This is a genomic window from Paenibacillus sp. FSL P2-0089, assembly GCF_038595095.1.
Taxonomy (GTDB): domain Bacteria; phylum Bacillota; class Bacilli; order Paenibacillales; family Paenibacillaceae; genus Paenibacillus_AQ; species Paenibacillus_AQ silagei.
Window position 1 is genome coordinate 5,340,985 of record NZ_CP152006.1, and the last position, 23,624, is coordinate 5,364,608.

Sequence of the window (23,624 nt, forward strand, 5' to 3'; positions counted from 1 at the left end):
CGGCGGGGTCCTCGGCCCTTCTTAGGCTGCCCTGACGGGTACGCCTGAGGGGCCTTAACCGCGCTAATGCAGCATGAATCTTTAACCCAGGCCCACTGAAGGTTGGATGAAAAGAAGCTACACCAACCGAGTAGGTCAGTCCTAGCGGACCGCAGAGCCGTTATATTCAAGAAAACAGCACTTTTGGCGAGCTAACGGACCCAGTCGACCTTATTGTCCTGCTAAGAACCATCTAGAAGCGAATTTTCCGGTAATAAGGGCTGTGGGGTCCTTTACTTGCCCTAATAGTAGCTTTCTTCCAGAATAAGGGCTCCTCAGTCCGTTACACCGTCCGCGCTGTGCCTGGGGTTCTTGCCGGGGGCTCTTGGCCCATTGCTCGGGGCGCTGTTGAGGCCCCGCAGGCGTACCCGATAGGGCAGCCTAAGAAGAGCCGGTCCTACGCCGAAGTAATCCCTTCCCGTCCGCCAACCCCTCTCCCCGCACGGAGCACTTGTTGCGGGTGTCCACCACACAAATAAACGCCGCCCCGCCCCCAAAGGGGCGAGACAGCGCTCGCGATACCACCCTAATTTGTACTGCACGCACATCCTAAGGGTGTGGATTCAGTACAATCTCAGTCCGCAGGCAATAGACAACCTTGCGGGTCCGGGATAACGTCCGGCAGACGGCGGAGCCTACGCACGTATACACGCTTCAGCTTAGCTTCTAGGGGAGGATCTTCGGGTAAGGCGTGAACGATCGGCTCGCAGCAATCACCGACTCTCTGGAGAACGTTACCTTATCGTACTTGTCCCGTCATCGAATTTGGATTCAATGGATACAGATATGTTCTAGTTATAGACGTTTTCTCCCCAATTGTCAAGGCGGATTACAACAGCAGGTCCCAGCTCAGCGGGGTGCCGACGGGCAGATCGGTTCTGAGGCGTTTGCCGAGAAGAAGATCATAGTATTTGGGCCCAAGGCCGTAGCCGGGGCGGATGACTTTGATGTTATCCGCAGTGAGCAGGTCTCCGGCCTTGATGTCCTTGGAGGTATAAACAGATCGTCTGAATTGCAGGGATTTCTCTTCTTCGGGGGTGGGACCGATGGAGATACCCCCGAGTGCCCTCCAGGCCGTATCCGTCTCCCGGACCAGGGAAGCGAATTCTGCCGGCTCCAGGGAGAATGCAGCATCCACGCCGCCTTCCGCACGGTTCAGGGTGAAATGCTTTTCGATCACCGTACTGCCCAGCGCCACGCTTGCCACAGCGGCCCCTACGCCCAGGGTATGGTCGGACAGGCCCACCTGAGCACGGAAGATGTCGCGCAGATACGGAATGGTATTGAGGTTGGTATTCCCGGGCGAAGCCGGATAGCTGCTGGTGCATTTGAGCAGGATATATTCCCGGCAGCCGGCTTCGGTAATGGTGTGGACAGCCTGTTCAATATCGCCAAGCGAGGCCATCCCGGTGGAGATAATCATCGGCTTTCCTTTGGAGGCCACCTTCCGCAATAAGGGAATATCATTATTTTCGAAGGAAGCAATCTTGTAGCAGTCGACACCGAGGGTCTCCAGGAATTCGAGCGAGGACTCATCGAACGGGGTGCTGAACGGAATCATCCCGAGCGCCCTGCACGAAGCAAAGATAGGCTCATGCCACTCCCATGGCGTATACGCCTCAGCATACAACTCATACAGCGATTTCCCCTTCCACAGTCCATTCGAATCCCCAATCATGAAATCCTTATTCTGCAGATTAAGCGTCATGGTGTCCGGCGTATAGGTCTGGATTTTGAACGCATGTGCGCCAGCCCGGGCGGCGGCCTTAACGATGTCGAGCGCGCGGTCCAGGGACTTATTATGATTACCGGACATCTCCGCGATGACAAAAGGCGGATGCCCGCTGCCGATGGTGCGGTTACCGATCCTGATTTCCTTCATGGCCTGTCGTTGCCTCCTCTGTCAGCCGTAGACTGTGCTTCTCCCATTGCTCCCGGAACAGGGCCATCAAGACCACATCCACAGGCTGATGATTTCTGATCCGTTGCCTGCCTAGCCTGCCTTCCTCTATGAAGCCTAGCTTGCGGTGATAGGACAAGCTCCGCTGATTGAAATCCAGGATTTGCGCGCACACCTTATTTAGCTGCTCTACCTGGAAAATATGCTCCAGCGCCAAAATTCCCATCATGGTACCGGAGCCGGGGGGACAGCTCTTGTCCCCTATATAAAAGCCCCATTCACAGGTCTTGTGGACCCTGTCAATCTGTGAGAACTGCACGAAGCCTGCCGGTGTGTCCAGATAGTAACAGATTCGGACCACCCGGCTGGTATCCTCCTCTATAGCATGCATCCAGTTAAGATGCTCTTCCAGCGCAATGATCCCGTCATGATTCATATAAGGCCTGATGTGATCGGCATTGCGCCATTCCCATATGAGCCGGCTATGCTCTTGGCCCAGCTTCTCAAGCCTGTAGTCCCTTAGGTCTGCCATAGTCCCCTCCCATAATCCTGTCTATGACCTCATTCCATTTATCCTCGCCCATCAGGCGGAGCGCCTGCTCAGACATGGCCCGTACCTTGGACGGGTCGGCCAGCATAGCCTTAAGCCCCTGCTCAATGGCTTGAGCGGTCACCTCATTACTCTTCCCCAGGCAAAGTGCAGCCCCCTGCGCATGAACCAAGGCCGTGATCTCCCGCTGATTATCCGCCGTAATAATACACAGTGAAGGCAGGCCCAGGTAACAGCGCTCCCAGGTCGTACTTCCGCCTGCTCCGATGGAGAGGTCTGCCTTCTGCATCAAGTCTGCCATGTAATCAATCTGACAATGGAAGCTGGCCTGTGGCATCGAGTCACATAACGCTGCGATGTCATCCTTGCGGCAGTTCATTCCGCCTGCTACGACATCCAGCTGCAGGTTAGCGAAGGCGGGACTTTGCAGGGCCTGTAAGGCTTTGAGGGTCTCACCCGTAGGATCTGTGCCGCCAAAAAACACCAGAACCCGGTTTATGCCTCCGTCCCGTTCAGCCAGCCCCAGCTTAGCCGCGCGGAATTCCGGCCGCAGCAGCGTATAGCAGGTGCCTGTCAATTTCATGCAGTAGGCGGGAAGCAGCCCCTGGTAGCGGTCCCGGGCAGCGGATGGATTGGGGTCCAGCAGCAGATCACACTCATGCGGGCGGTCCGCCAAATCGTCGATGGCCACGATCTTCTTCGCTTTCCCCTGTACCCATGCTTCCCACCGCTTATCAATCCCGTAATGGTCAACAATGAGGCAATCTATAGGAGCAGCTCCCTCCAGCCGCTGAACTGTCTGCAAGGCATCGGTCCGCCAATCCACCTGAAGCCAGAATGCGGCGTACGACGGATCATCCGGCGGCGGCAGCAGCTCCACCGCATAGCCCTGGCCTCTGATATAGTCAGCCAGATTCCCCGGCAGCTCACGGCAAATGAACGTGATCTGCCCGCCTCTGGCGGCGAGCCCGCCTGCAAGTGTCAGGCAGCGCATGATATGGCCCGTGCCCATAGAATACGAGGAATCGGCCCGGATCCATATATTCATTGGATTAGCTGCTGTGCTTACCATGCGGTCCAGCCTCCGTCAACAGAGATATTCTCACCTGTAACATAGCTTGAAGCGGCAGAAGCCAGGAATACCATCACTCCCTTTAGATCTTCAGGAGTGCCGATCCTGCCCAGCGGATTCTTCCTTTCCAGCTGCCGGATGAACTGCGGGTCGGCTTGAACCGCTGCATTTGGAAAAGGCCCAGGCGATACCGTATTCGCTCTGATTCCATGCTGCCCGAAGTGGCAGGCAATGTAACGGGTAAACTGGCCAATCGCCGCTTTACCGGCCCCGTAATTGGCGGGATTATCCATCCCGCTGTCTCCGTAGACCTCCGGGTTCGGCGAGACCAGCCCATACATCGAGGAGACGTTAATGATGGAGCCTCCTTTTTGTTCAACCATATAGGGCAGGACGGACTTGACACATCTGAAGGTTCCGTTGATCGTCCCGTCCAGCCCGGCCAGCCACTGTTCTTCACTCATGACGGCCAGCTTGGCGGCTGAGCTGAACGCGGCATTATTCACCAGGATATCGATGCTTCCGGCCGCTTCGGCGATGCTCTGAATACATTCTCTGACTGATGCTTCATCCCGGATATCCATTGCCTTGCCGAAGCAGGCTGCTCCGGTGGTGCGGGCGATCGCCTCAGCGGTCTCCTTGCAGCGCTGACCACTTGAGCTTACCAGATAGACTGACGCGCCAGCCTCAGCCAGCCCCTCTGCTATAGCTGTGCCCAGATAACCAGCCCCTCCGGTCACAACCGCTGTCCGGCCTTGCAGATTGAATAATTCTTGAAGAGTACGCATCCGGTTACTTCCACCTCCTGGGGTCAATGATCTCTACAGGAATATCCGTAAAGGATTCACCAAGCTTCTGCCTCACTCCCCGGCTTAGAGGGGGCAACGCCATCATCCGCAGGTTCTCCTGCACCTGTTCCACCTTCTCGCAACCAATCACCAGCCCGGATATCCCCGGAAGATCCCTCACATAGAGGAAGCACAGCTCTTTAACCGGTATCCCGGTTTCCTCGCTGTACCTGACTAATCGTAACAACGGCTGCTCCGCTTGCTTCAGCCCCGCTGGAAGCTGCTCCGGTGCCATCAGCAGCAGGCCTTGCAGATAGACACTGCGGACGAAGATTTCTGTGCCCTTCCGGGCGAGCCGCTCCAGCATTCCATTCGTTATCCATCTCTGGTCCAGCACATTCAGCGGAATTTGAATGCTGTCCAGGTCTTCCTCGCGCATAAAATTCGCAATATCCTCCGCATCATACACGGATACGCCGATTCTGCGGATCAGCTGCTGCTGCTTCAGCTCCTGCAGTATTCGCAGAATTTCGCCGCCCTGGTAAGTCAGATCGAGCGGATCATGCAAGAGACAGACATCCAGCGCAGAGCACTTCAGCCGGTTCAGGGAAGAGCGGACGGAAGAGGTGACGAACCTCCTCCGCGCTTCCTCCGTGTGCAGTCCTAACCGCTGGACGGAAGGGAGCTTCGTCACAATCTGCGGCCGGCTCTGCGGATCTGCATCTTCCAGGCAATCTCCGATGATAGACTCGCTGTCCCCGTATCCCGGTGCGGTATCCAAATAACCGATCCCCGAGGAGAGGGCATATTGGAGCAGCTCATTCCTCTGTTGCCCAGAGAAATTGACAGCTGTATTCGCAATCCCGTAATTTCCGCCTAACTGGGCTGTACCCAGCACAAGCCTGGCTTTATTCATCATCTTCCGTAGCCTCGCTAACGTTATGGTCTCTTCTTCAGGGTGGTTGCTTCATTCAGCTCCTTGACCAGCTCCGTATCATCCCGCCATTTCACCTGAATGCCCCTGTTGCGCTCAGCCATCTCAGGGTGGCCCTGCAGGAATGCCTTCAATTCTTCGAAGTACAGCGGTCTTGCCCCCACATCCAGCGCCTGGTAGATCGCCTTGAACAGCTCCAGATCCTGAAGCTCATCCATGGTTAACCGCCACTCGGGATGCACCCACTCCGCAGGAAGGTCCACAGCATTAAGGTTGAAGAGATTTGGATTGTTGAAAAAGTAAAAGGACAAATACTCCGCATGCGTAAGCGGATTTGAATAGTGCAGCAGCCTTCTCAGCGCTTCAACGGTAAAAACATCCCCGACCGTCCCCATGGTCGACTCCTTGGCGTAGGTGAAGTCTGCACCGCTTGCCAGATGCCGGTCGATCAGAAGCTGAAGCATCTCCGGGGAAATAGCCGGATTGTCGCCGGTCACACGGACCACGATATCCGCCTGGGCCGCTTCTGCCACGCTCAGCATTCTTGCAGCCACATTGTCCGGGTCTCCGGTTACTATCTTCACCTGATGGTTCAGGGTGAACGCCGTAAGCGGCTGGTCATCCGGCAGATCCGAGGTGGCCAGAACCACCTCATAGCCGCCCGGAACGGCCAGACAATTCATCAGGCATCTCTCGATGGCTGGAATGCCGTGAATCTCGCGCAGCGCCTTGCGGCGGAGCCTGGTAGATTTCAATCTACAGATGACGGCGATGCAGATTTTGGGTGTTTTTACCTTCCCGGGCGTGATGGGTGTGTTCGCTGGTATTGCTGCCGTTGCAATCATAGGGAATTGCACCGAAGCATTGCGCGCCATGAGGGCATCTGGCATAGAGGAACGCTTATAGCATATATTCGCAGGCGTGATCATTTCACCCGGGCGCAGCTCCGTACGGGAGACGATCTTCAGAGAGGAATCCTCCAGGTACCTTCTTTCCGATTCCTTAATTTCGAGACTGCCCTGTACACACTCTGCCCGGCGCAGCTTATCCACCATCCGCCCGAATTCCTCCGGCGTAAGCGCCGAATAATAGTCAATGCCCTTCTCCGCACGGTTCAGGGTGATATGCTTCTCAATGACACTGGCCCCCAGCAGATAGGCATAGACCGGAAGATCGACCGCCATTTCATGATCAGCATCCTCATGGTCCGCGAAGCCCACCTCCAGCTGATAGGTTTGCTTAATATGGGCGATCCTGCTCAGATTGGAATCCTCCGTCCGGGTCGGATAGCCCTGGAAGCCGTGCATCAGCACGATGGGACCTTTGAAATGACCCCGGATGTAGGCTAATTGGGAATCCATCTCTTCCTCCAGCCAGCCGCTTACACCGATAAGTAAGGGCTTATCGAACCTGTGCAGGGCTTCTATCAAGGGGAGCGACTGTAAGACGGTTGTGGGTAATTTCAAGCCGTCTACCTGCGATTCAAGCTCCGCGAGAAGCCCGACACCCCATTCGTCATAGACATCTATCCATACCTCCAGCCCCGCAGCCTTGGCAAGCTGTACCGCTTCCGCCCATTGCTGCTTGCCGATGAACAAATTGATATACGTCTGATAATGGATGAAATCCGGCACCGCTAGGCTGTCGTAATGGAACCATTGAAATTTCACTCCGTCTGCACCGCTGCGTGCGGCTGCGAGGATCAGCTCCCGCAGCCGGCCGGGGTCGCCCATATGGGCATTGGCAATCTCGGCAATCACTTTTGCCTTGGCCACATTAATCACTCCCTTCTCTATTTTCACTTGGAGTAGTGGCGGATCACCTTCTTGACCGCGGCGACCACATCCATCACATCTTCGGGGTCCATGCCCGCATATAACGGCAGCGTAATGAATTCCTCGTAGCAGCTTTCAGCAACCGGACAGATTCCCTTGCGGAACCCCAAGCTTTCGTAGTACGGATGGAGATAGGCGGGGATGTAGTGGACGTTCACTCCGATGTTCTCCTTTTGCAGCGCCTGAAAGACCGTCTTGCGGGTGGCCTTCAGCTTCGATAGCTGAAGTCTGACAATGAACAGGTGCCAGCTCGACTCCGCCTCCGGAAGCTGATGCGGCAGAATAAGCTCTTCAGTCCCGCTCAACTCTTGCAGATACAAGGCTGCAAGCTGCTTGCGCTTCTCAATGAAGCTTCCGATTCTGCGCAGCTGGGAGATACCGAGTGAGGTCTGGATATCTGTAATCCGGTAGTTGTACCCGAGGAATTGCATCTCATAATACCAGGGTCCGTGGTTCTCCCTTAACTTGCGCTCATCCCTGGTGATCCCGTGGGTGCGGAACTGCAGCAGCTTCTCATAATACACCGGGTTATTGGTCGTAATCATTCCGCCTTCTCCCGTTGTTATATGCTTTACAGGATGGAAGCTGAACATGGTCATGTCCCCGATAGCCCCAATGCTTGTATTCTTATATCTTGCACCAAGCGCATGGGCGGCATCTTCGATCACGATCAGATTATGCTCCCGGGCAATCTGCAGAATCTCATCAAGCTGCGCCGGCTGGCCGGTGAAGTGGACCGGGATAATCGCTTTCGTCCGCGCGGTAATGCTCTCCCTGATCCGCTGCGGATCAAGGTTATACGTCCGCGGATCGATATCGGCGAATACCGGTACGCCCCCCTGATACAGCACACAGTTCGCCGTGGCGGCAAACGTCATCGGGGTTGTAATCACCTCATCCCCTTCACCGATCCCTGCGGCATAACAAGCTCCATGCAACGCTGCTGTTCCGCTGGAGAAAGCCACCGCATGTTTCGCCCCTGTAAACGCTGCGATCTCTGCTTCGAATTGCTCAATGGCCGGCCCGCTGGTCAAGTAATCACTTTGCAGCACCTTGACCACGGACTCAATATCCTCGTCATCGATCATCTGTCTCCCATACGGCAAGTAGTGGGCACGTACAGGCTTCCCGCCGTCAATGGCCAGTTTGCTTTTTCTCATGACTGGTTCGGCTCCTTTCGGTGAAAGGTCTCAAGAATCCACTGCTCTGTCCGCCGGATGCCCTCTTGAATGGTAACCTTAGGCGTCCAGGACAATTGCTTCTCCGCCTTGTTGTAATTGCATAACAGCTTCTGGATCTCACTCTGCGGGTGAATATGCGGAACGTGATGGATGGGGGCCTGCCCGTCTGCAATAAGCTCGGCCAATTGATTAACGGTGATATCCTCACCCGTGCCTGCATTGACAATTTCTCCATGCAGCTTATCGCTGTAGCCCGCCTCCACCACGAAATCTGCACAGTCCCCCACGTATAATAGATCCCGTGATTGGGTGCCGTCTCCGTAGATATTCAGCGGCTCGCCTTTTAATTTGCTGTGAATGAAGATCGCCACGACGCCGCCTTCGCCCCCGGTTTTCTGATAGGGACCATAGGTGTTGAACGGTCTTACAACGACCACCGGCAGATCATAAGCGTAGAAATAGGACAGGACCATATTCTCCGCTGCAATCTTGGCACCGGCGTAAGGCGAGGCTGGCTTGATGGGGGATTGCTCGTCAATTCCCTGCTCATCATTGGCTCTGGCATAGACCATGCAGGTACTCATGAAGACCATCTTCACCTGCTGCTTGCGGCATTCCTCGAGCAGATAGAAGGTGGCCAGCGTATCATTATTGAACGTGGTTTCAGGATCATCAATGCTGTCTTGCACGTTTATGCTTGCCGCCAGGTGGTAGCACAGGTCGAAGGAGGTCTCGCGGAAAAGCTCCTTCAAGGCTGCTCTGTCCTTGAGGTCCATGATCTGCACCTTCTGCAAATGCTCGTTATCCTCATACTTTTTCAGATTATCCAGGGATGAGTTCGCCAGATTATCGATCACCCAGACACTTTGTCCATCCTTTAACAAACGTCCAACGACCCATCTGCCGATGAACCCTGTACCTCCGGTTACGAGTATATTCATAGTAGCCTCCACTAGATTAGTTTTTGTTCCAATGCCAGCTTCCTTACCTGCTCCTTGGTCAGCGGGATCTCTCCTTCGGAGCTGTAGGTGCCCGGCTTCGGCCTGCTTGCTTCCCGGTAGGACTGCGGTGCAGCATAGGGGGAAGGGACAATGTATACATCCTTTAATTCATAAGCGGTTAAGGATTCCTCGTGGGTCATCAGCTCTTCGTACCTCTTCTCACCCGGCTTCAGGCCAATCTCCAGAATGTTCACCGCAGACGGGCGGGTCCCGTATTTCTTCTGCGCCTCTTCGCCTACAACTTCAGCCAGATCCTTCAGCCTGATCACCGGCATCTTCAGAATAAAAGTCTCACCACCCTTCGCCAGCTGCAGGGACTGAACGGTGAGCCGGGTCGCCTGCTCCAGCGTCATCATGAATCTGGTCATCGACAGATCTGTTACGGTGATCGCTCTGCCTTCTCTCGCCTGCTTCACAAACAAGGGAATGACAGACCCTCTGGAGCCCATCACATTCCCGAACCGCACAGTGCAGAACACCGTTTGGCCAGGGGCTCCCGAGGTGACAGCAGAGGAAATCAGCTTCTCAGCAGACAGCTTGGTGGCCCCGTAGTTGTTGGTCGGCGAAATGGCCTTATCTGTGCTTGTAAAAACGACCTTGCGTACCTTCTGCTGCTTCGCTGCCTGAATCACGTTATGAGTGCCGATAATATTCGTAAGTACAGCCTCGAACGGGTTATATTCACAGAAGGATACATGCTTCATAGCTGCGGTATGGAACACATAATCTATCCCCTCCATCGCAGCCAGCACACGGTCATAATTACGAACATCGCCAATCAGGTAGCGCAGCCTTGGATTTCCGTTCAGTTCATTCTGCAGCTCAAATTGTTTATATTCATCTCTGCTGAGAATCCGGATGACTTCAGGCTCCTGCTCTGCGATAAGCTTCACAATGCTTTTCCCGATGGTGCCGGTTCCGCCAATGACCAGAATTTTCTTGTTCCGGAAGAACATCTCCTCCTCCCCCCTGTTCATAGCTTGGGTCTTCCCTGGATCAGGCGGTCCATTAATTCGGCAAGTCTCCGGCCGGATTGCTCAATCTGATAGGATTGCTGCAAGAACTTATCCTTCACAGCCTTGTAGTTTACTTTCTCTTTATTGCTGGAGAAATAATGGGCCACCATTCGGGTCAGATCAGCCGGCTCTTTTTGAATATAGGGATCAAGAGCATCATAGTAATCATATTCACGGTTAGCCTGAATGAATTTGTAGACAAATACGGGTTTATCGAACAAAAGGCCTTCGAGGGCAACCGTGGAGAGGGTGGCGATCACAGCGTCCGATTTCATAATCAGCTCACGGGTATCAGCCTTTCGGTCGGTAACCACATGAACATTGCTATATTCTTCTTCATACTCGGTATACAGCGAGATCAGCTTCTTGGACAGCTCCCAGGGATGGGGCTTAATAATCAACTGGAATTGCGGATGTGAGGCCAACTGGGTAAGCAGGGTGCGGATCTTGTATTCATCGAGCGTTGGTCCGGTAGCGATTAGTAAGGTGACTTTATGAGGGTCAAGCTGGTAGGTCTCCCGGAACGAATCTTTGGGGGTATGCTGTGCCGTAAAGATATCATCATAACGAGGGTGGCCGGTGATCACAATTCGCTCCGCTTCAAGCCCTCTTCTCGTATACCAGTCGTGTTCGTATTGCCCATAGATTCCAACATGACTGGAGAAAACAGGGATAAACGCCTCTTCCCCCATCAGTATTCCGTGCTGCAGACATACGCTGGGAATCCCCTTAATCCCTGCAACGACGGCAAGTGTCCGGCTGGCAACATCTTCTGTCGTACCTACCATTACAGCGGCTACCGGCAGGTCATTGTAGAGATTAAACACCATTTCAATGGTGTCTACAATGGTAGGGATCCGGCTTAGGAAGGTCTGGGTGAAGAATTCATTGCTGAACGCAGGATGTCCTTCGGCCTTAGCGAAGAGGTCTGCCGCCCGCTGGACCAGCTCTTCCGCCGCAGCTTTGGTGTCCTGCTTGTAGCCCAGGCTGTATACATTGGGGATGCCAAATAGCTCATCCGCTCTGGAGCGGGATAGAATCATGGCCGAATCTCCGCTGAAATGCTCGCTGATCGTTTGCTCCGACATTCTGATATAGTCCAGATTAATCAGTATTTTGCCCTTCAGATTGGACTTCACAGACTGATAGAGCGGCGCAACCATCGTTTCAAAAAAAGGCTGAATCTGATCCTGTTCATGAATGCCGGAATGCTCCAGCTTCAGCTTAAAATCACTGCTTCCCATCTCGCTTCTAAGCTCATCATTGATTTGCTGATAGAAGTTCGTCATCAGGGCCAGAGGGATACTCCTGTACTTCAGCTCCTGTGCAGCATGGATAAATTCACTGTAGAGCGACCAGTAATTGGACAGATAGATAGACAATCCGTTTCCTCCTTCTTCATGCACCGGTTTTGGCAGCTTTTTTATTTCTTCTGCTGCACTAATTTCAGCTCTTCTCTCAGCTCCTTGCAGGTTCGCTGCGGGGGAAGCATCTGGATGAACTGGCTCTTCTCCTGGTGCTGCAATTGAAAGTGAATGGACAGCTCGGTGATATAGTTATCATCCAGAACCTCATCCACCGGGTAGAAGTCCCAGAACTGGTTGAGCCGCCAGAAGAAACGGCCGTCGCCAATTCTATAGAACTCCGGATTCTCATCCCAGTAGGACCCGAACTTGTCATGAATGACAGGAAGAATGGAGCTTCTGTGCAGGATGGAGCAATGATCGATGACGCAAGGGGCCACCGAAACGATTTTTTTGGCCGGTCTTAACTGGCTGCGGGTCACTTCATTGTGTTCATTCAAGTAGTTGACCAGCGATGCAGAGTAGGCAATCATGACCTCGGGGTTCTCCTCCAGATAGTCCACCATCTGCTCAAGTCTAGTATTTCTGTAACAGTTGTCATCCGTAGCATAGGAAATATACTCTCCCTTTGCTTGATACAGGGCTTGATTAATCAGCGCGGAATATCTGACCTTCTCCACTCTCTGTGCCAGTGTCTGAATGTTGCTCTGAATGAAGTGGATGCGCTTATCCTTCAGATAGGGCTCAATCACTTTGAGAGTTTCTTCATTCGAGTTATCGTCCATCAGGTAGAATTCAAAATCTGTAAGCGTCTGATTCAGAATGGATTCAATGGACTTTGCGACATATGCGGCCTTATTGTAGCTGGTCATAATGATCGTAACTTTTGGCAATCGAATACCTCCCTCGCTGTTTACTTGCTATCATATGTATCCTTCTTCGAAACGGTATAGGTTAGAAGACTAAATTTTCAAATGGAGGACAGAATGCTCCTTTGAATCTATGGGCAACCTGAATAAACGCCTAACAGAATAACTGTAAGGCGTCAATTAGGTCCGGTAAATCCGTCTATCAAGCTTGCACGTTCATTAACAAATCATGCACCCGGTGTTCAAAAGTATGGGCGGCCAGCACCTGCTGCCTCGCTGCTTCAGCGATCCGCTTGCGCTCATCGTCATGTGCCATATAGTAATGGATCTTCTGCAGTAAATCATGCTTATCCTGATACGAAACCACCTGTTTTCCTTCCTCAAATTGATGACGGAGCCCGCTTCTATAGTCTGTAAGCTGAAACGCTTCACAGCTGGCCGCGTCGAAAGTGCGGTTGTTGATGCTTGTTGCGATGATCCCCGCCCGGTTCCGGTTGTACTTCTCAGCGGAGGGCCGGTGGATATTCAGCACAATCTTAGCGCCATTATAATAATTCACGGCTGTTTCGGGCTTCACCCAGGCGTTCACCAGCTCTATAGTCTGGCCGGGCTGCTTCACCCATTCATTGTAATACCTGCCCCACCCTCTCCCCACAATTTGAATCCGGTAATCGGCTCTCTGGAGTAAGAATTCGATAAGCTCTATGCGGTTACTGTAGGGTACACCTACTAAACAAATATCACTTTCATACTCTTCAGAGACCTCTGAGGGATGAAACAGGCAGGGATCTGTGCCCAGTGGCAGATGATTGACATGGGGATGACCAAGCTGTCTGTACTGTTCCAATGCGGCTTGATCGATGGTGAAGATGTAATCAAAATAAGGGATGAGCGAAACGGTCCAATCCATATAATAAGGGTCTTCGGTCAGCCATATCGCTGACTTCCCTTTGGTTTGTTGTATGAATTCCAGTACAAGCGTTGTGATTTTGAGGCCGGCCAGAACCAGAATCAGATCCGGCTGCAGGGACTGCTGCTTAAGCTTTAGCGCATCCAAGCCACTCTTTAGCGTGAAAGATTCACAACGATGGCCGGCCTTCGAAAAGGCTTCTATTATACTCTGCTCAAAAAAGTAATAGACGGCCCGGAAACCTGAGGTAATAAATAGAATATTCAAATATATTCCTCCCTTATAAACTCCCAATTTTCCAAAGAATAGGATGTCGCCCCAAGCATAATATCCATGAAAACCATATGATGTGATTATGATCAAATTGGAGGTGAAAATATGGCGCAAACATTAGTTGAATATGCAAGAAGTTTCCATACCAATCTAAGCACCGGAGTTATTATGATTCCAGTCCCTGCCACACCAACTCTGATATTAGAATTCGGTATGGCAATTCCTCCTGCTCCAAGCAATTATGTAGAACTCACTACTACCGTTGGCTGGGAGGTAACGAACGTATTTGCTACTCCGCCCGATCAGCCCAAGCTCCTGCTTGAAGTCCTTGTGGATGGCATCCTGGTCGGCAGTGCCCAGCAATCCTCCATCTCGAACGATGAAGACGAACCACTGCGGATGACCACCATGTTCCAGACCATTCTTACCGATCTGCCCGAAGGATATTATGCGATTCAGGTATTTGCTACTAACCTGGAGGATCTTCAAGGAGATATCACCTTAAGAGGCCCTATCCTCATCACCGGAAAGGTAATCGCCACTGTATAAAGGCTATACAAAAAAACTCCTTGGTAGAAGTCTTATTTGCACTAAAGCAAACAAGATTAACTTCTACTAAGGAGTTTTTGTATGCATCTGAGCGGTTACCTGCTCAGAGCGCGTTCTCACTAACCTCACGACTCTCCAGCGCATTCCAGTCATCCTGGGACAGCAGCTCCAGCTGGGCTTCCAGCAGCGTCCGGAACCGGGTACGGTAGATCGAAGCCTGCTTGCGCAGCTCCTCGGTCTCGATCGCCACCTTGCGGGATTTGGACAACGCTTCGTTGATAATCCGGTCGGCGTTCTTCTCCGCTTCCTTGAGGATCAGCTGGGATTCCTTCTTGGAGTTGTTTTTCACATCATCCGCAGCCTCCTGGGCTACAAGAATGGTCTTGGACAGACTTTCTTCAATATTCACGAAATGATCCAGGCGTTCCTGAAGGGTTAATAACTGGTTGTGCAGTTCCTTGTTCTCCCGGATCACACTCTCGTAATCCTTAATCACCTGATCCAGAAATTCATTGACCTCATCTTCGTCATAACCGCGGATTCTCCGGGAGAATTCCTTGTTATGTATATCGAGCGGTGTTAATGGCATGCTGTGCACCTCCTAGAAATTTCGGTGAAGATTATAGATGAAAGACAATTACCGGCGCACGGCCTGCTAAATGTCCATATTTCCCTGAAGTTATCAATTTCGACAAGCACAGCTGTAATCCTGCAAAGACTTCAGACAAATTTGCCTACCAAAATCCGGTAACGGCCCTTCTTCGTCAAGCTGCCGATCTCCAGCACCTTGAACCGTCCGAAGCCCTGGATCGAGACCATGTCCCCGTCCTTCAGCGAACAGGACGGATCTTCCTCGACCTTCCAATTCACCCGGACGCGCCCGGCCTTGATCGGGGCCAGAATCTTGCTCCGGCTGAGCCGCGTGACATCCGCTGCAATCCCGTCAAGCCGGAGGGAAGCCACTGTGAACTCCATCGTCTCCAGCTTGACTTCACTGCTGCGCAGACCCGATAACGGCAGGATCTCGGTACTGACATTAATCCGGTGTACACCGGTCAAATGGATGGACAGGTAATCCGCGATGTCAGCAGCCACCACTACATGACAGCCGTCTTCCAGCACATGAATATCACCGATCTTGCCTCTTTTGATGCCAAGTCCCAGGATTGCTCCCATATAATCCCCATGCTCCAGCGAGAGAAATTTCTGTTCGCCGGAGGTGATATTCAGCACGCTTAATTCCATATCCTCATCTGTGAGGTCACGATAATCCGGAGCCACCAGCCCCCGCTTCCGTTCGGCATCCGAAGAACCGCCCTCCCAACGCACAATCACATCGGGATGGCGGTTCACCAGACTCTGCAGAATATAGGCCTGACGGGGGTCCAGGAATTCGGTCAGCTTCGTCTCATGATACTCTCCGGCATTCGTAACCCACTCCCAGGCCTTGTCCACAAACGGCTTCTCATCCGGGTGGAAATGCCCGTAGATTTCATTCTTCATCGGATTAGCCGAAGACCGAGGCTACGATAGAGTGAAGCCCGACTGCGGCAAAGCGCAGCATGATAATCGCGACAATCGGGGAAATATCCAGCGTTCCAAATAGCGGAGGAATAATCCTCCGGAACGGTGCCAGATACGGCTCCACCAGCTTGCCCAGCAGCTCACCGATAAAGTTTTCACGCAGATTCGGCAGCCAGGACATCAGAATGTATACGAGGATCATATAATAGTAAATCTGAAATAGGATGTCTATAATTGAAGATATTTCATTCAAACCCTGCTCACCTCATTCGATTGTAGTCTTGCTCGTCACCCAGGATCTCGGTAATGGAGCCTTGAATCTCCACGGTGTCCGGTGTGCACATAAATATATTGCCCCCAATTTTGGATATTCCTCCACCCAGAGCATAAACAGTTCCGCTGAGAAAATCGATAATCCGCATCGCCTGGTCATTGCGCACCCGCTGCAGGTTAATTACTACCGTGCGGTGTGAACGCAGATGGTCGGCAATCTCCTGCGCCTCATCATACGAACGCGGCTCGTAGAGCACAACCTTCACATTTTTTTGGGAATGAATGCTGACGACGTTGGCCCTCTGATTCTTGCGTGTTTCTACAGGGGCGGGTTCGTATTCATCCTCATCACGGGAGATTTGCTCCCGTTCCACAATCTCCTCTTCCTCCTGCAAGCCCAAGAAACTCATAAATCGGTTCATCACGCCCATCATTCTCCCTCCTCATGACCTACTAATACCGTTCCCAGGCGTACCCGGGTGGCTCCTTCCTGTATCGCCACTTCAAAGTCATTCGACATGCCCATCGACAGCTCTTCTATTGGCTCAGGTGTCAAGCCCAGGAGATTCAGGCGGTCACGCAGCTCGCGGAGTCCGCGGAATACCGGCCGGGTCGCCTCGGGGTCTTCCTCGTGAGGGGCCATCGTCATCAGGCCGATGACCTTCACCCGGTCAAGCGGGGCGATCTCCCTCAGGAAGTCCTCCACCGCTTCCGGCGCCAGGCCGAACTTGGTATCCTCGCCTGAAATATTCACCTGCAGGAACACTTTCACATCAAGTCCTGCAGCTTCCGCCTTCTTATGCAGCTCCCTGGCCAGCGACAGCCGATCCAGAGAGTGAATATATTGAAATTTACCGATAACGTCCTTCACTTTATTCGTCTGCAAATGCCCGATAAAGTGCCAGATTCCCTTATGTCCAAGCGCATTCCATTTCGGCTCCGCATCCTGCCAGCGGCTCTCGGCGATCTCCTCAAGACCTGCCTCCAGCACAGCGGCAACCGTATTCAGCGATACGTATTTCGTTACCGCAATCAGCTTCACTTCACTGGAATCCCGGCCGCTGGCCGCGCAGGCCCGTGCGACACGTTCCCGGGTAGTGGCTATTCTTTCTTGTAGCGAGGCCAAAATGTCAACTCTCCTTTATTCCGATCCAGCTCGTCATTCTCCCAGTGACCCCGTTTTCCTTCCGGTACGAAAAGAACAGATCACTGTTACAGCTTGTACACCAAGTTGTACATTCGATATGAGTCGGCAATATTCCTGCTTTTATCATAATGCGTTGATTCAATTCTTTCAAGTTCAGCATCATTTTGCTGCTGTCTGTCTCCGATGGTCTATATACAGCCCGTGCGCCTTCCGCCGCATCCGGCAGGTTCAGCCTGGCCTCCAGCCGGCGGACAGGGTCCATCACGTAATCATCCACCTCATAGCAGCAGTCTCCGATGGAAGGCCCTATAGCGGCCTGTATGTCCTCTGGACGGGTCCCGTACGTCTGTCCCATGCGCTCCACCATCGCCGCCGCGATTTCCGCCACGGTCCCCTTCCAGCCTGCATGCGCCAGCCCTACCACGTGGTTCAGCGGATCATGGAAGAACAGCGGCACACAATCAGCGTAAAAAGAAGTCAGCAGCACCCCGGGCACATTCGTCAGCAGCCCGTCAGTGGCCTGAAAGGCAGAGGCCCGGTCCAGGCTGCCCCGGCCGCGTTCCTGTTCTGTAATGACTGCGATCTCTTTGCCGTGGGTCTGTTCCCCGCAGGTCCAGTCGGCCAGCCGGAATCCCAGACTCGCAGCCAGCAGGCTGCGGTTAGCCAGCACATCCGCCGGATCATCGCCTACATGAAAAGCACAATTGAAGCTGTCATAGGGCTTCGTTCCGCTCCCGCCTGCTCTGCCGGTGAAGCCTGCAGTAATGCTCCTATACGGCTCACGCCACGGCTCCAGATGCAGCAGCATGGGCGCTGTACCATTTTGCATAAACGGTTCCATCTCTTCACCTCCGCTTAAGTGTACCACACTCCACCCCACAAACTCAGCCCACACCGTCCATTTCTCAACCCACCCTATGACTATACCCATATCCGCAGAAAAAAGACGCACCTCATTAATAAGTGCGCCGTTCACTGCGGTCCGGCCGATCCAGGTACATCATCTCGCGGTCTTCCTGTCCCTGCGGTATGCGGGGCTCCTCCAGCTTCACGAGCACGACATCCGCACCGATCTTCACGATATTCCGCCACGGAATCACCAGATCGGCGCCGCCGCCGAACAGCCCCATGAATCTGGTGTACCCCGGGACAATCACAGCGTCAATGACGCCTCTACGCAAATCCAGCTCCAGATCGCTGATCTGGCCCAGCCGTTTACCGTCAACAATATTGATTACATCTTTGGTTTGAAAATCGGAGATTTTCATCTTTTTACCTGAAGCTGACGTTTCCTCAATCATCCTGCCACCCCTGTACATTCAGACCTATAGCTTAAGTATATGTCCTTAGGGCTTGGCCGCATGACTGTATTCCAGAGCCTTAGCGCCCCGGACATATAAAAGGATATTCCGGCTAGCCGCTAGTTGCCGCTATCCGGAATATCCTCCGCTCATTTATAGATTGTGGTCAGGACTTTACATGCTTTTGCATTTGCTGGATCGCTGATTTCTCCAGCCGTGAGACCTGGGCCTGTGAGATGCCAATCTCGTCGGCGACCTCCATCTGGGTCTTGCCTTCGAAGAAGCGCATCGACAGAATGCGTTTCTCCCGCTGCCCCAGCCGCTGCATGGCCTCCCGGAGTGCAATCTCCTCAATCCACGAGACATCCTTATTCTTGTCGTCACTGATCTGATCCATCACATAGATCGGGTCCCCGCCGTCATGATAGATCGGCTCGAACAGGGATACCGGGTCCTGAATCGCATCAAGGGCGAAGACAACATCCTCCTTCGGAACGCCGAGCGCTTCAGATATTTCGAAGATCGTCGGCTCCCGCGAATTCTGGTTCGTCAGGCTGTCACGCACCTGCAGCGCCTTATAGGCAATGTCGCGCAGGGAGCGGGATACCCGGATCGGGTTGTTATCCCGCAAGTAGCGGCGGATCTCTCCGATGATCATCGGCACCGCATAGGTGGAGAACTTGACATTCTGCGATAAATCGAAATTATCGATGGCTTTCATGAGTCCGATGCAGCCTACCTGAAACAAATCATCCACGAACTCTCCACGATTATTGAACCTTTGAATCACACTTAGCACAAGCCTGAGGTTGCCATTTACCAATTTCTCTCTGGCGGATCGCTCGCCCTGCTGCTGCAGCGAAGTGAACAATGCCCGCATTTCCACGTTCGTGAGAACAGGCAGCTTGGCGGTGTCCACACCGCAAATCTCGACTTTATTTCGGGTCATGATGATTAACCTCCCAAGGAGAAACATTACTGTACATTATCTCCCCGGTCCGGCATTTTATTCCTCAGCTTTCATCACTTACACCATCTTGTTGAACTCCTTGCGCAGCCGCTTGATAATTCGTTTCTCCAGGCGCGAAATATAAGATTGGGAGATGCCCAGCAGATCGGCCACATCCTTTTGCGTTTTTTCCTCGCCGCCCCTTAGTCCGAACCGCAGCTCCATAATCAGCCGTTCCCGCTCGCTAAGCTTCTCCAGCGCCTTCTGCAGCAGCTTACGGTCCACCTGCTCTTCGATGTTCCGGTAGATGGTATCGTTCTCCGTGCCCAGCACATCCGAGAGCAGCAGCTCGTTGCCGTCCCAGTCAATATTCAGCGGTTCATCAAAAGAAACCTCGCTTCTGGTCTTACTGTTGCGCCGCAGATACATCAGAATCTCATTCTCGATGCAGCGCGAGGCGTAGGTGGCCAGCTTGATTTTTTTCTCCGGATCAAAGGTGTTGACCGCCTTAATGAGTCCAATCGCGCCAATAGATACCAGATCCTCGATGTTAATGCCGGTGTTCTCGAATTTCCGGGCGATGTAGACCACCAGCCGCAGGTTGCGCTCAATCAGCATGGCCCGGACGGCCGCATCCCCGCTGGAGAGCCGCTGGAGCAGAAATTCCTCCTCCTCGCGTGTCAGCGGCGGCGGCAGCGCTTCACTTCCCCCGATATAATAAATCTCCTGGCTCTTCAGACCGAGCAGAAACAGCATGCGGTAATACTGCAGTTGCAGCACAAGCTTGAATTTGACCATTATTGTTCCTCCTATAGGTTACTTAGCCCATCACCTTGTCAGCCGGTGCTTCTGGAGCACTCTCTTTATGGGTCAGGTCAGGATGTATGACCGCCCGGTACGCGCCGTCTCCCGACAGTGTCCCGCCATCCAGCCCGATGAGTACCCTTGTGCTGCAAAAGGTATCACCGCCAAGCTCTATCCTCACCTTATCCGGCTTCAGCGCGAGCATGAAGGATGCCCCGCGGTTGACGCCTCTGTACGGCACCAGCCGCACTCTGTCCTGCCAGGCGAACGACTGCCCGTCCGTTTCCAGTACAAGTGTATCTGCACCCGTCTGGGTCAGCCTCCCTTTCCAGGAAGCCGGCAAATGGCCCTCCCACAGCGAGGCTTCCATCACCATCACCGGAATCCTCGTCAGCGGATCGCTGAGCCGGTTCCCGGTATCCAGCAGTCCGGGGCAGGTAACCGACACTCCGTCGATCTCCACTGTCACTTCCCCGATATAGGAATCCAGCTGCTCTCTGTGCCGGCGGGAGGACTGGATCAGCTTGAAGAGCAGCAGTACCAGCGGAAGCAGGGCAAGCACGAACCAGAACCCGATCTTCAGCCGGTAAGCTTGGCCTCCCGATGAGGTGAAGATCATGCCCTTCCAGAGGTCACCAGAGCTTTGCAGCAGATAATGAACGCCTATGATCCCTCCCGCCGCCGCAAAATTAATGATATAAAACGCCCCAAATGCCCGAAGATAGCTTTGCAGACTTCTAAATCCAAAGGCTATCCAGATCATCAAAACCGATAAACCGAATTTGACGAGAAAGGTATACAGAAAGGACAGCTCCGGTACGAACATCATGACGACATAGAGTGCACCCGCCAGCGCTGAGAGAGTCAGGCGCCACCAGGATACCTTGTGCTTCACCAGCCAGCTTGTCAGCCACAGCAGGACTCCGTCGATCAGCAGATTGGCGGCAAAAATCAAGTCAATATACACAACCATCGCTCTCACCTGCCTGCAAGCGGATATCTATCCGGAGGCCGGGGTGCAGGCTCTCTTTTTAGACGATAAGATTAGTATAGAAACTCCCGCATCCAAAGTCTGTCTAAACATGGGGGGCGTTCTTGCAGTTTTTTTGTCGAGTTATGGGCCTTGAGAGGAACATCAGCACACAAGTGGAAACGGCTTTGCCGTCCTTTAAAAGGACGGTACCGTTTCAGCGAGAAATAGAAGGATAATGTATAGCGTGGAACATATAAATTCTTATATTTCAACAAAAGCCAACCCTAAGCGGCTGGCTTCATGCGTATCGTATTTAATTGTTGATAGATTTCAACTCTTCTTCGGAGAGTCCGGTTGCCTTCTGCACTGAAGCACGATCCATTCCCATAGACAGGAGATTCTTTGCTATTACCCGTTTGGCTTCTAGCTCACCTGCCGCCGTACCCTTGGCGAAGCCTTCCCTAAGCGCACCATCCCGCTGCGAGGCTTCGTCCATCAGAAACTTCTGGCGGTCCTCATATTTACGACGGGCCTCCGAGTCCTGGCTCAGAAATTCCAGCGTCTCCATCGCCTTCTTCAAGGCTGGCTCGTTCATTTGCAGCACCTCCCAATCAGAGTAGTCAATCCCTTTTAGAAATAACAGCCAGTTCACAAGGCCGCCCTCGCCGGGTATAAGCGGCTGGTTCAACTTGGGCAGCTCCAGGAAATGAATCTCGATATCGTCTGTCAGCGGCGCTCCGCTGCTGTCCTCCCGCAAATGAAATACACTGTGTGTATGCTCATTAGGCAGCACCTTGTAATTCAGAATGTTGATCGTCACGCACTTCTTGAGATCAATATATTTGCCGTTGACCTGAAGCTGGCCGGCATACCGTTTGCTCCAATAATACAACGTGCGTTTCTCAATATCATATTTGTTGAAAAGCTGCATCTCGATGTTGATTAGCTTGCCGTCAACCGTCTTCGCCCATATATCAAATATCGCCTGCTTATCCAGCGGATCATCCTTATCCGTATAAGGATTAAGCAGCACTACTTCCTCCAGCGGAAGATCGCCCGCATCCAAGAATATCCGGTTCAGAAAAGCGAGCAGTACATCCTTGTTGCCCTCGCTTGCAAATATCCGCTTAAATACAAAATCCACCCGGGGGTCCAGCATTTCCATGGTATCGTCTCCCGTTAACGTTATTATACAGCCTGAAAAGCAAAAAAACACCATACCCCGCAGTTCAAAGCTGCGTGATACGGTGCTTCCGTAACAGTCAAAGCTATAATCGCTATTAATGGCTCTTAATCATTATTGCCGCGTGTCCGGTTGCGCAGGAAGGTCGGAATATCCAGCTGATCAGAGCTTGTCTGATTCCCGAATGGACGAAGATTCTCACTCTTGCTCTTATTATCAGCAGATGGTTCGCTGTTTGCCGCAGGACGGCGTACAGGAGCTATGGGAGAAGGCTTGTGTTCAAAACCGGTCGCAATAACCGTAACCTTGATCTCGTCCTTCATGCTCTCTTCGATAATGGCACCGAAGATCATATTCACTTCAGGGTCCGAAGCAGAGGTAACAATCTCGGCGGCTTCATTCACTTCGTACAGGGAGAGGTTAGAGCCGCCTGTAATATTCATAATGACGCCGCGCGCACCTTCGATGGAGGTTTCAAGCAGCGGGCTCATAATCGCCTTGCGGGCCGCCTCAGATGCCCGGTTCTCGCCGGTGGCAATCCCGATGCCCATAAGCGCTGAACCGCGCTCCGTCATAATCGTCTTTACATCGGCAAAGTCAAGGTTGATCAGGCCGGGAACCTGAATAAGGTCGGAGATGCCTTGTACCGCCTGACGGAGTACATTGTCCGCTTCACGGAAGGCTTCGAGCATTGGAGTCTTCTTATCCACAATTTCCAGGAGGCGGTCATTCGGAATCACAATCAGCGTATCAACCTTTTCCTTGAGCGCTTCGATTCCAAGCTCTGCCTGGTTGGCACGTTTTCTGCCTTCAAAAGTGAACGGGCGGGTCACGACGCCTACCGTCAATGCTCCGCATTCTCTGGCGATTTCGGCAATGACAGGCGCTGCGCCTGTTCCGGTACCGCCGCCCATGCCTGCGGTAACGAAGACCATATCCGCGCCCTTCAGCGTATTCGAGATCAGATCGCGGGATTCCTCTGCCGCCTTCTTGCCGACCTCAGGATTCGCTCCTGCGCCAAGTCCGCGGGTCAATTTATCTCCGATTTGTAATTTATGCTCCGATTTGGCCATATGCAGCGCTTGGGCGTCTGTATTAACCGTGATGAACTCAACACCCTGAACGCCATTTTCAATCATCCGGTTCACAGCGTTGCTTCCGCCGCCGCCGACGCCGATGACTTTTATTTGCGCCAAACTCTCCATTTCAAAATCAAATTCCAACATATTGTTTCCATCTCCCCCTCGAG

At 52.9% G+C, this 23,624-nt stretch carries 25 protein-coding genes and 1 other annotated feature; of the genes, 1 reads left to right on the forward strand and 24 read right to left on the reverse strand.

Translation table 11 applies throughout. From position 1 onward, the window contains the following. Window positions 1–533 precede the first annotated feature (533 nt). Window positions 534–808, reverse strand: a binding site (T-box leader). 60 nt (window positions 809–868) lie between these two features. From pseI to NST69_RS22405, 12 genes are all read right to left on the reverse strand, one after another. Further along, the gene (gene pseI / locus NST69_RS22350; protein WP_340979893.1) at window positions 869–1,921 is read right to left on the reverse strand and encodes a pseudaminic acid synthase; all 1,053 of its coding nucleotides are present in this window, start codon (window positions 1,919–1,921) and stop codon (window positions 869–871) included. After that, window positions 1,899–2,471: a UDP-4-amino-4,6-dideoxy-N-acetyl-beta-L-altrosamine N-acetyltransferase gene (gene pseH, locus NST69_RS22355; RefSeq protein ID WP_339311020.1), complete on the reverse strand. Its 573-nt coding sequence runs from the start codon at window positions 2,469–2,471 to the stop codon at window positions 1,899–1,901. Before pseH ends, pseI begins: the two co-directional genes overlap by 23 nt. Then, window positions 2,443–3,537 (reverse strand): UDP-2,4-diacetamido-2,4,6-trideoxy-beta-L-altropyranose hydrolase, encoded by a 1,095-nt coding sequence (pseG, locus tag NST69_RS22360; RefSeq protein WP_340979894.1) that lies wholly within the window; start codon window positions 3,535–3,537, stop codon window positions 2,443–2,445. Before pseG ends, pseH begins: the two co-directional genes overlap by 29 nt. 17 nt (window positions 3,538–3,554) lie before the next feature. Continuing rightward, window positions 3,555–4,349, reverse strand: coding sequence for an SDR family oxidoreductase (locus NST69_RS22365; protein ID WP_340979895.1), 795 nt, complete (start codon window positions 4,347–4,349; stop codon window positions 3,555–3,557). A gap of 4 nt (window positions 4,350–4,353) precedes the next feature. Continuing rightward, window positions 4,354–5,268, reverse strand: coding sequence for an aldo/keto reductase (locus tag NST69_RS22370; RefSeq protein WP_340979896.1), 915 nt, complete (start codon window positions 5,266–5,268; stop codon window positions 4,354–4,356). 20 nt (window positions 5,269–5,288) lie between these two features. Next, window positions 5,289–7,058 (reverse strand): N-acetylneuraminate synthase family protein, encoded by a 1,770-nt coding sequence (locus tag NST69_RS22375; RefSeq protein WP_342547153.1) that lies wholly within the window; start codon window positions 7,056–7,058, stop codon window positions 5,289–5,291. 23 nt (window positions 7,059–7,081) lie between these two features. Further along, window positions 7,082–8,278 carry a UDP-4-amino-4,6-dideoxy-N-acetyl-beta-L-altrosamine transaminase gene (gene pseC, locus NST69_RS22380; protein ID WP_342547154.1) on the reverse strand — a complete coding sequence of 399 codons (1,197 nt, stop codon included), beginning with the start codon at window positions 8,276–8,278 and terminating at the stop codon, window positions 7,082–7,084. Then, entirely contained in the window at window positions 8,275–9,240 is a 966-nt protein-coding gene (locus tag NST69_RS22385) for a GDP-mannose 4,6-dehydratase (protein WP_340979899.1), read from the reverse strand. The genes pseC and NST69_RS22385 overlap by 4 nt, the downstream gene beginning before the upstream one ends. A gap of 11 nt (window positions 9,241–9,251) precedes the next feature. Beyond that, window positions 9,252–10,256, reverse strand: a complete 1,005-nt coding sequence (locus NST69_RS22390) for an SDR family NAD(P)-dependent oxidoreductase (protein ID WP_340979900.1) — start codon at window positions 10,254–10,256, stop codon at window positions 9,252–9,254. A 17-nt stretch (window positions 10,257–10,273) separates the two neighbouring features. Next, entirely contained in the window at window positions 10,274–11,698 is a 1,425-nt protein-coding gene (locus NST69_RS22395) for a CDP-glycerol glycerophosphotransferase family protein (protein WP_342547155.1), read from the reverse strand. Window positions 11,699–11,739: 41 nt separating this feature from the next. Then, window positions 11,740–12,513, reverse strand: a complete 774-nt coding sequence (locus NST69_RS22400; RefSeq protein ID WP_342547156.1) for a glycosyltransferase family 2 protein — start codon at window positions 12,511–12,513, stop codon at window positions 11,740–11,742. Between the two features lie 178 nt (window positions 12,514–12,691). Next, window positions 12,692–13,666, reverse strand: a complete 975-nt coding sequence (locus NST69_RS22405) for a glycosyltransferase (RefSeq protein WP_342547157.1) — start codon at window positions 13,664–13,666, stop codon at window positions 12,692–12,694. Window positions 13,667–13,777: 111 nt separating this feature from the next. Here NST69_RS22405 and NST69_RS22410 point away from each other — a divergent pair, with 111 nt between their 5' ends. Further along, window positions 13,778–14,221 carry a hypothetical protein gene (locus NST69_RS22410; RefSeq protein ID WP_036724258.1) on the forward strand — a complete coding sequence of 148 codons (444 nt, stop codon included), beginning with the start codon at window positions 13,778–13,780 and terminating at the stop codon, window positions 14,219–14,221. 103 nt (window positions 14,222–14,324) lie between these two features. Here NST69_RS22410 and NST69_RS22415 read toward each other — a convergent pair whose 3' ends face one another. The 12 genes from NST69_RS22415 to ftsZ all read right to left on the reverse strand — a co-directional run bounded on the left by NST69_RS22415 (window position 14,325) and on the right by ftsZ (window position 23,601). Beyond that, window positions 14,325–14,810 (reverse strand): DivIVA domain-containing protein, encoded by a 486-nt coding sequence (locus tag NST69_RS22415; protein WP_036690176.1) that lies wholly within the window; start codon window positions 14,808–14,810, stop codon window positions 14,325–14,327. 131 nt (window positions 14,811–14,941) lie between these two features. Continuing rightward, window positions 14,942–15,724 carry a YlmH/Sll1252 family protein gene (locus NST69_RS22420; protein ID WP_342547158.1) on the reverse strand — a complete coding sequence of 261 codons (783 nt, stop codon included), beginning with the start codon at window positions 15,722–15,724 and terminating at the stop codon, window positions 14,942–14,944. A gap of 4 nt (window positions 15,725–15,728) precedes the next feature. Further along, window positions 15,729–15,998, reverse strand: coding sequence for a YggT family protein (locus tag NST69_RS22425; RefSeq protein ID WP_036724260.1), 270 nt, complete (start codon window positions 15,996–15,998; stop codon window positions 15,729–15,731). Window positions 15,999–16,005: 7 nt separating this feature from the next. Next, window positions 16,006–16,449, reverse strand: a complete 444-nt coding sequence (gene sepF / locus NST69_RS22430) for a cell division protein SepF (protein WP_036690181.1) — start codon at window positions 16,447–16,449, stop codon at window positions 16,006–16,008. Further along, window positions 16,449–17,144 carry a YggS family pyridoxal phosphate-dependent enzyme gene (locus tag NST69_RS22435; protein WP_342547159.1) on the reverse strand — a complete coding sequence of 232 codons (696 nt, stop codon included), beginning with the start codon at window positions 17,142–17,144 and terminating at the stop codon, window positions 16,449–16,451. The genes sepF and NST69_RS22435 overlap by 1 nt, the downstream gene beginning before the upstream one ends. A 4-nt stretch (window positions 17,145–17,148) precedes the next feature. Beyond that, on the reverse strand, window positions 17,149–18,006 hold the full coding sequence (gene pgeF / locus NST69_RS22440) for a peptidoglycan editing factor PgeF (protein ID WP_036724264.1): 858 nt from the start codon (window positions 18,004–18,006) through the stop codon (window positions 17,149–17,151). A gap of 115 nt (window positions 18,007–18,121) precedes the next feature. Next, window positions 18,122–18,466: a YlmC/YmxH family sporulation protein gene (locus NST69_RS22445; RefSeq protein WP_209871931.1), complete on the reverse strand. Its 345-nt coding sequence runs from the start codon at window positions 18,464–18,466 to the stop codon at window positions 18,122–18,124. 166 nt (window positions 18,467–18,632) lie between these two features. Next, window positions 18,633–19,415, reverse strand: coding sequence for an RNA polymerase sporulation sigma factor SigG (gene sigG / locus NST69_RS22450; protein ID WP_036690188.1), 783 nt, complete (start codon window positions 19,413–19,415; stop codon window positions 18,633–18,635). A gap of 78 nt (window positions 19,416–19,493) precedes the next feature. Beyond that, window positions 19,494–20,216, reverse strand: a complete 723-nt coding sequence (sigE, locus tag NST69_RS22455; RefSeq protein ID WP_036690190.1) for an RNA polymerase sporulation sigma factor SigE — start codon at window positions 20,214–20,216, stop codon at window positions 19,494–19,496. A 19-nt stretch (window positions 20,217–20,235) separates the two neighbouring features. Continuing rightward, a complete protein-coding gene (gene spoIIGA / locus NST69_RS22460; protein ID WP_036724267.1) occupies window positions 20,236–21,192 on the reverse strand; it encodes a sigma-E processing peptidase SpoIIGA in 957 nt (318 codons plus the stop codon). A gap of 313 nt (window positions 21,193–21,505) precedes the next feature. Then, the gene (locus NST69_RS22465) at window positions 21,506–22,357 is read right to left on the reverse strand and encodes an Rpn family recombination-promoting nuclease/putative transposase (protein WP_342547160.1); all 852 of its coding nucleotides are present in this window, start codon (window positions 22,355–22,357) and stop codon (window positions 21,506–21,508) included. Window positions 22,358–22,482: 125 nt separating this feature from the next. Continuing rightward, complete coding sequence (ftsZ, locus tag NST69_RS22470) at window positions 22,483–23,601, reverse strand: cell division protein FtsZ (RefSeq protein WP_036724269.1); 1,119 nt, start codon at window positions 23,599–23,601, stop codon at window positions 22,483–22,485. Window positions 23,602–23,624: the final 23 nt, after the last annotated feature.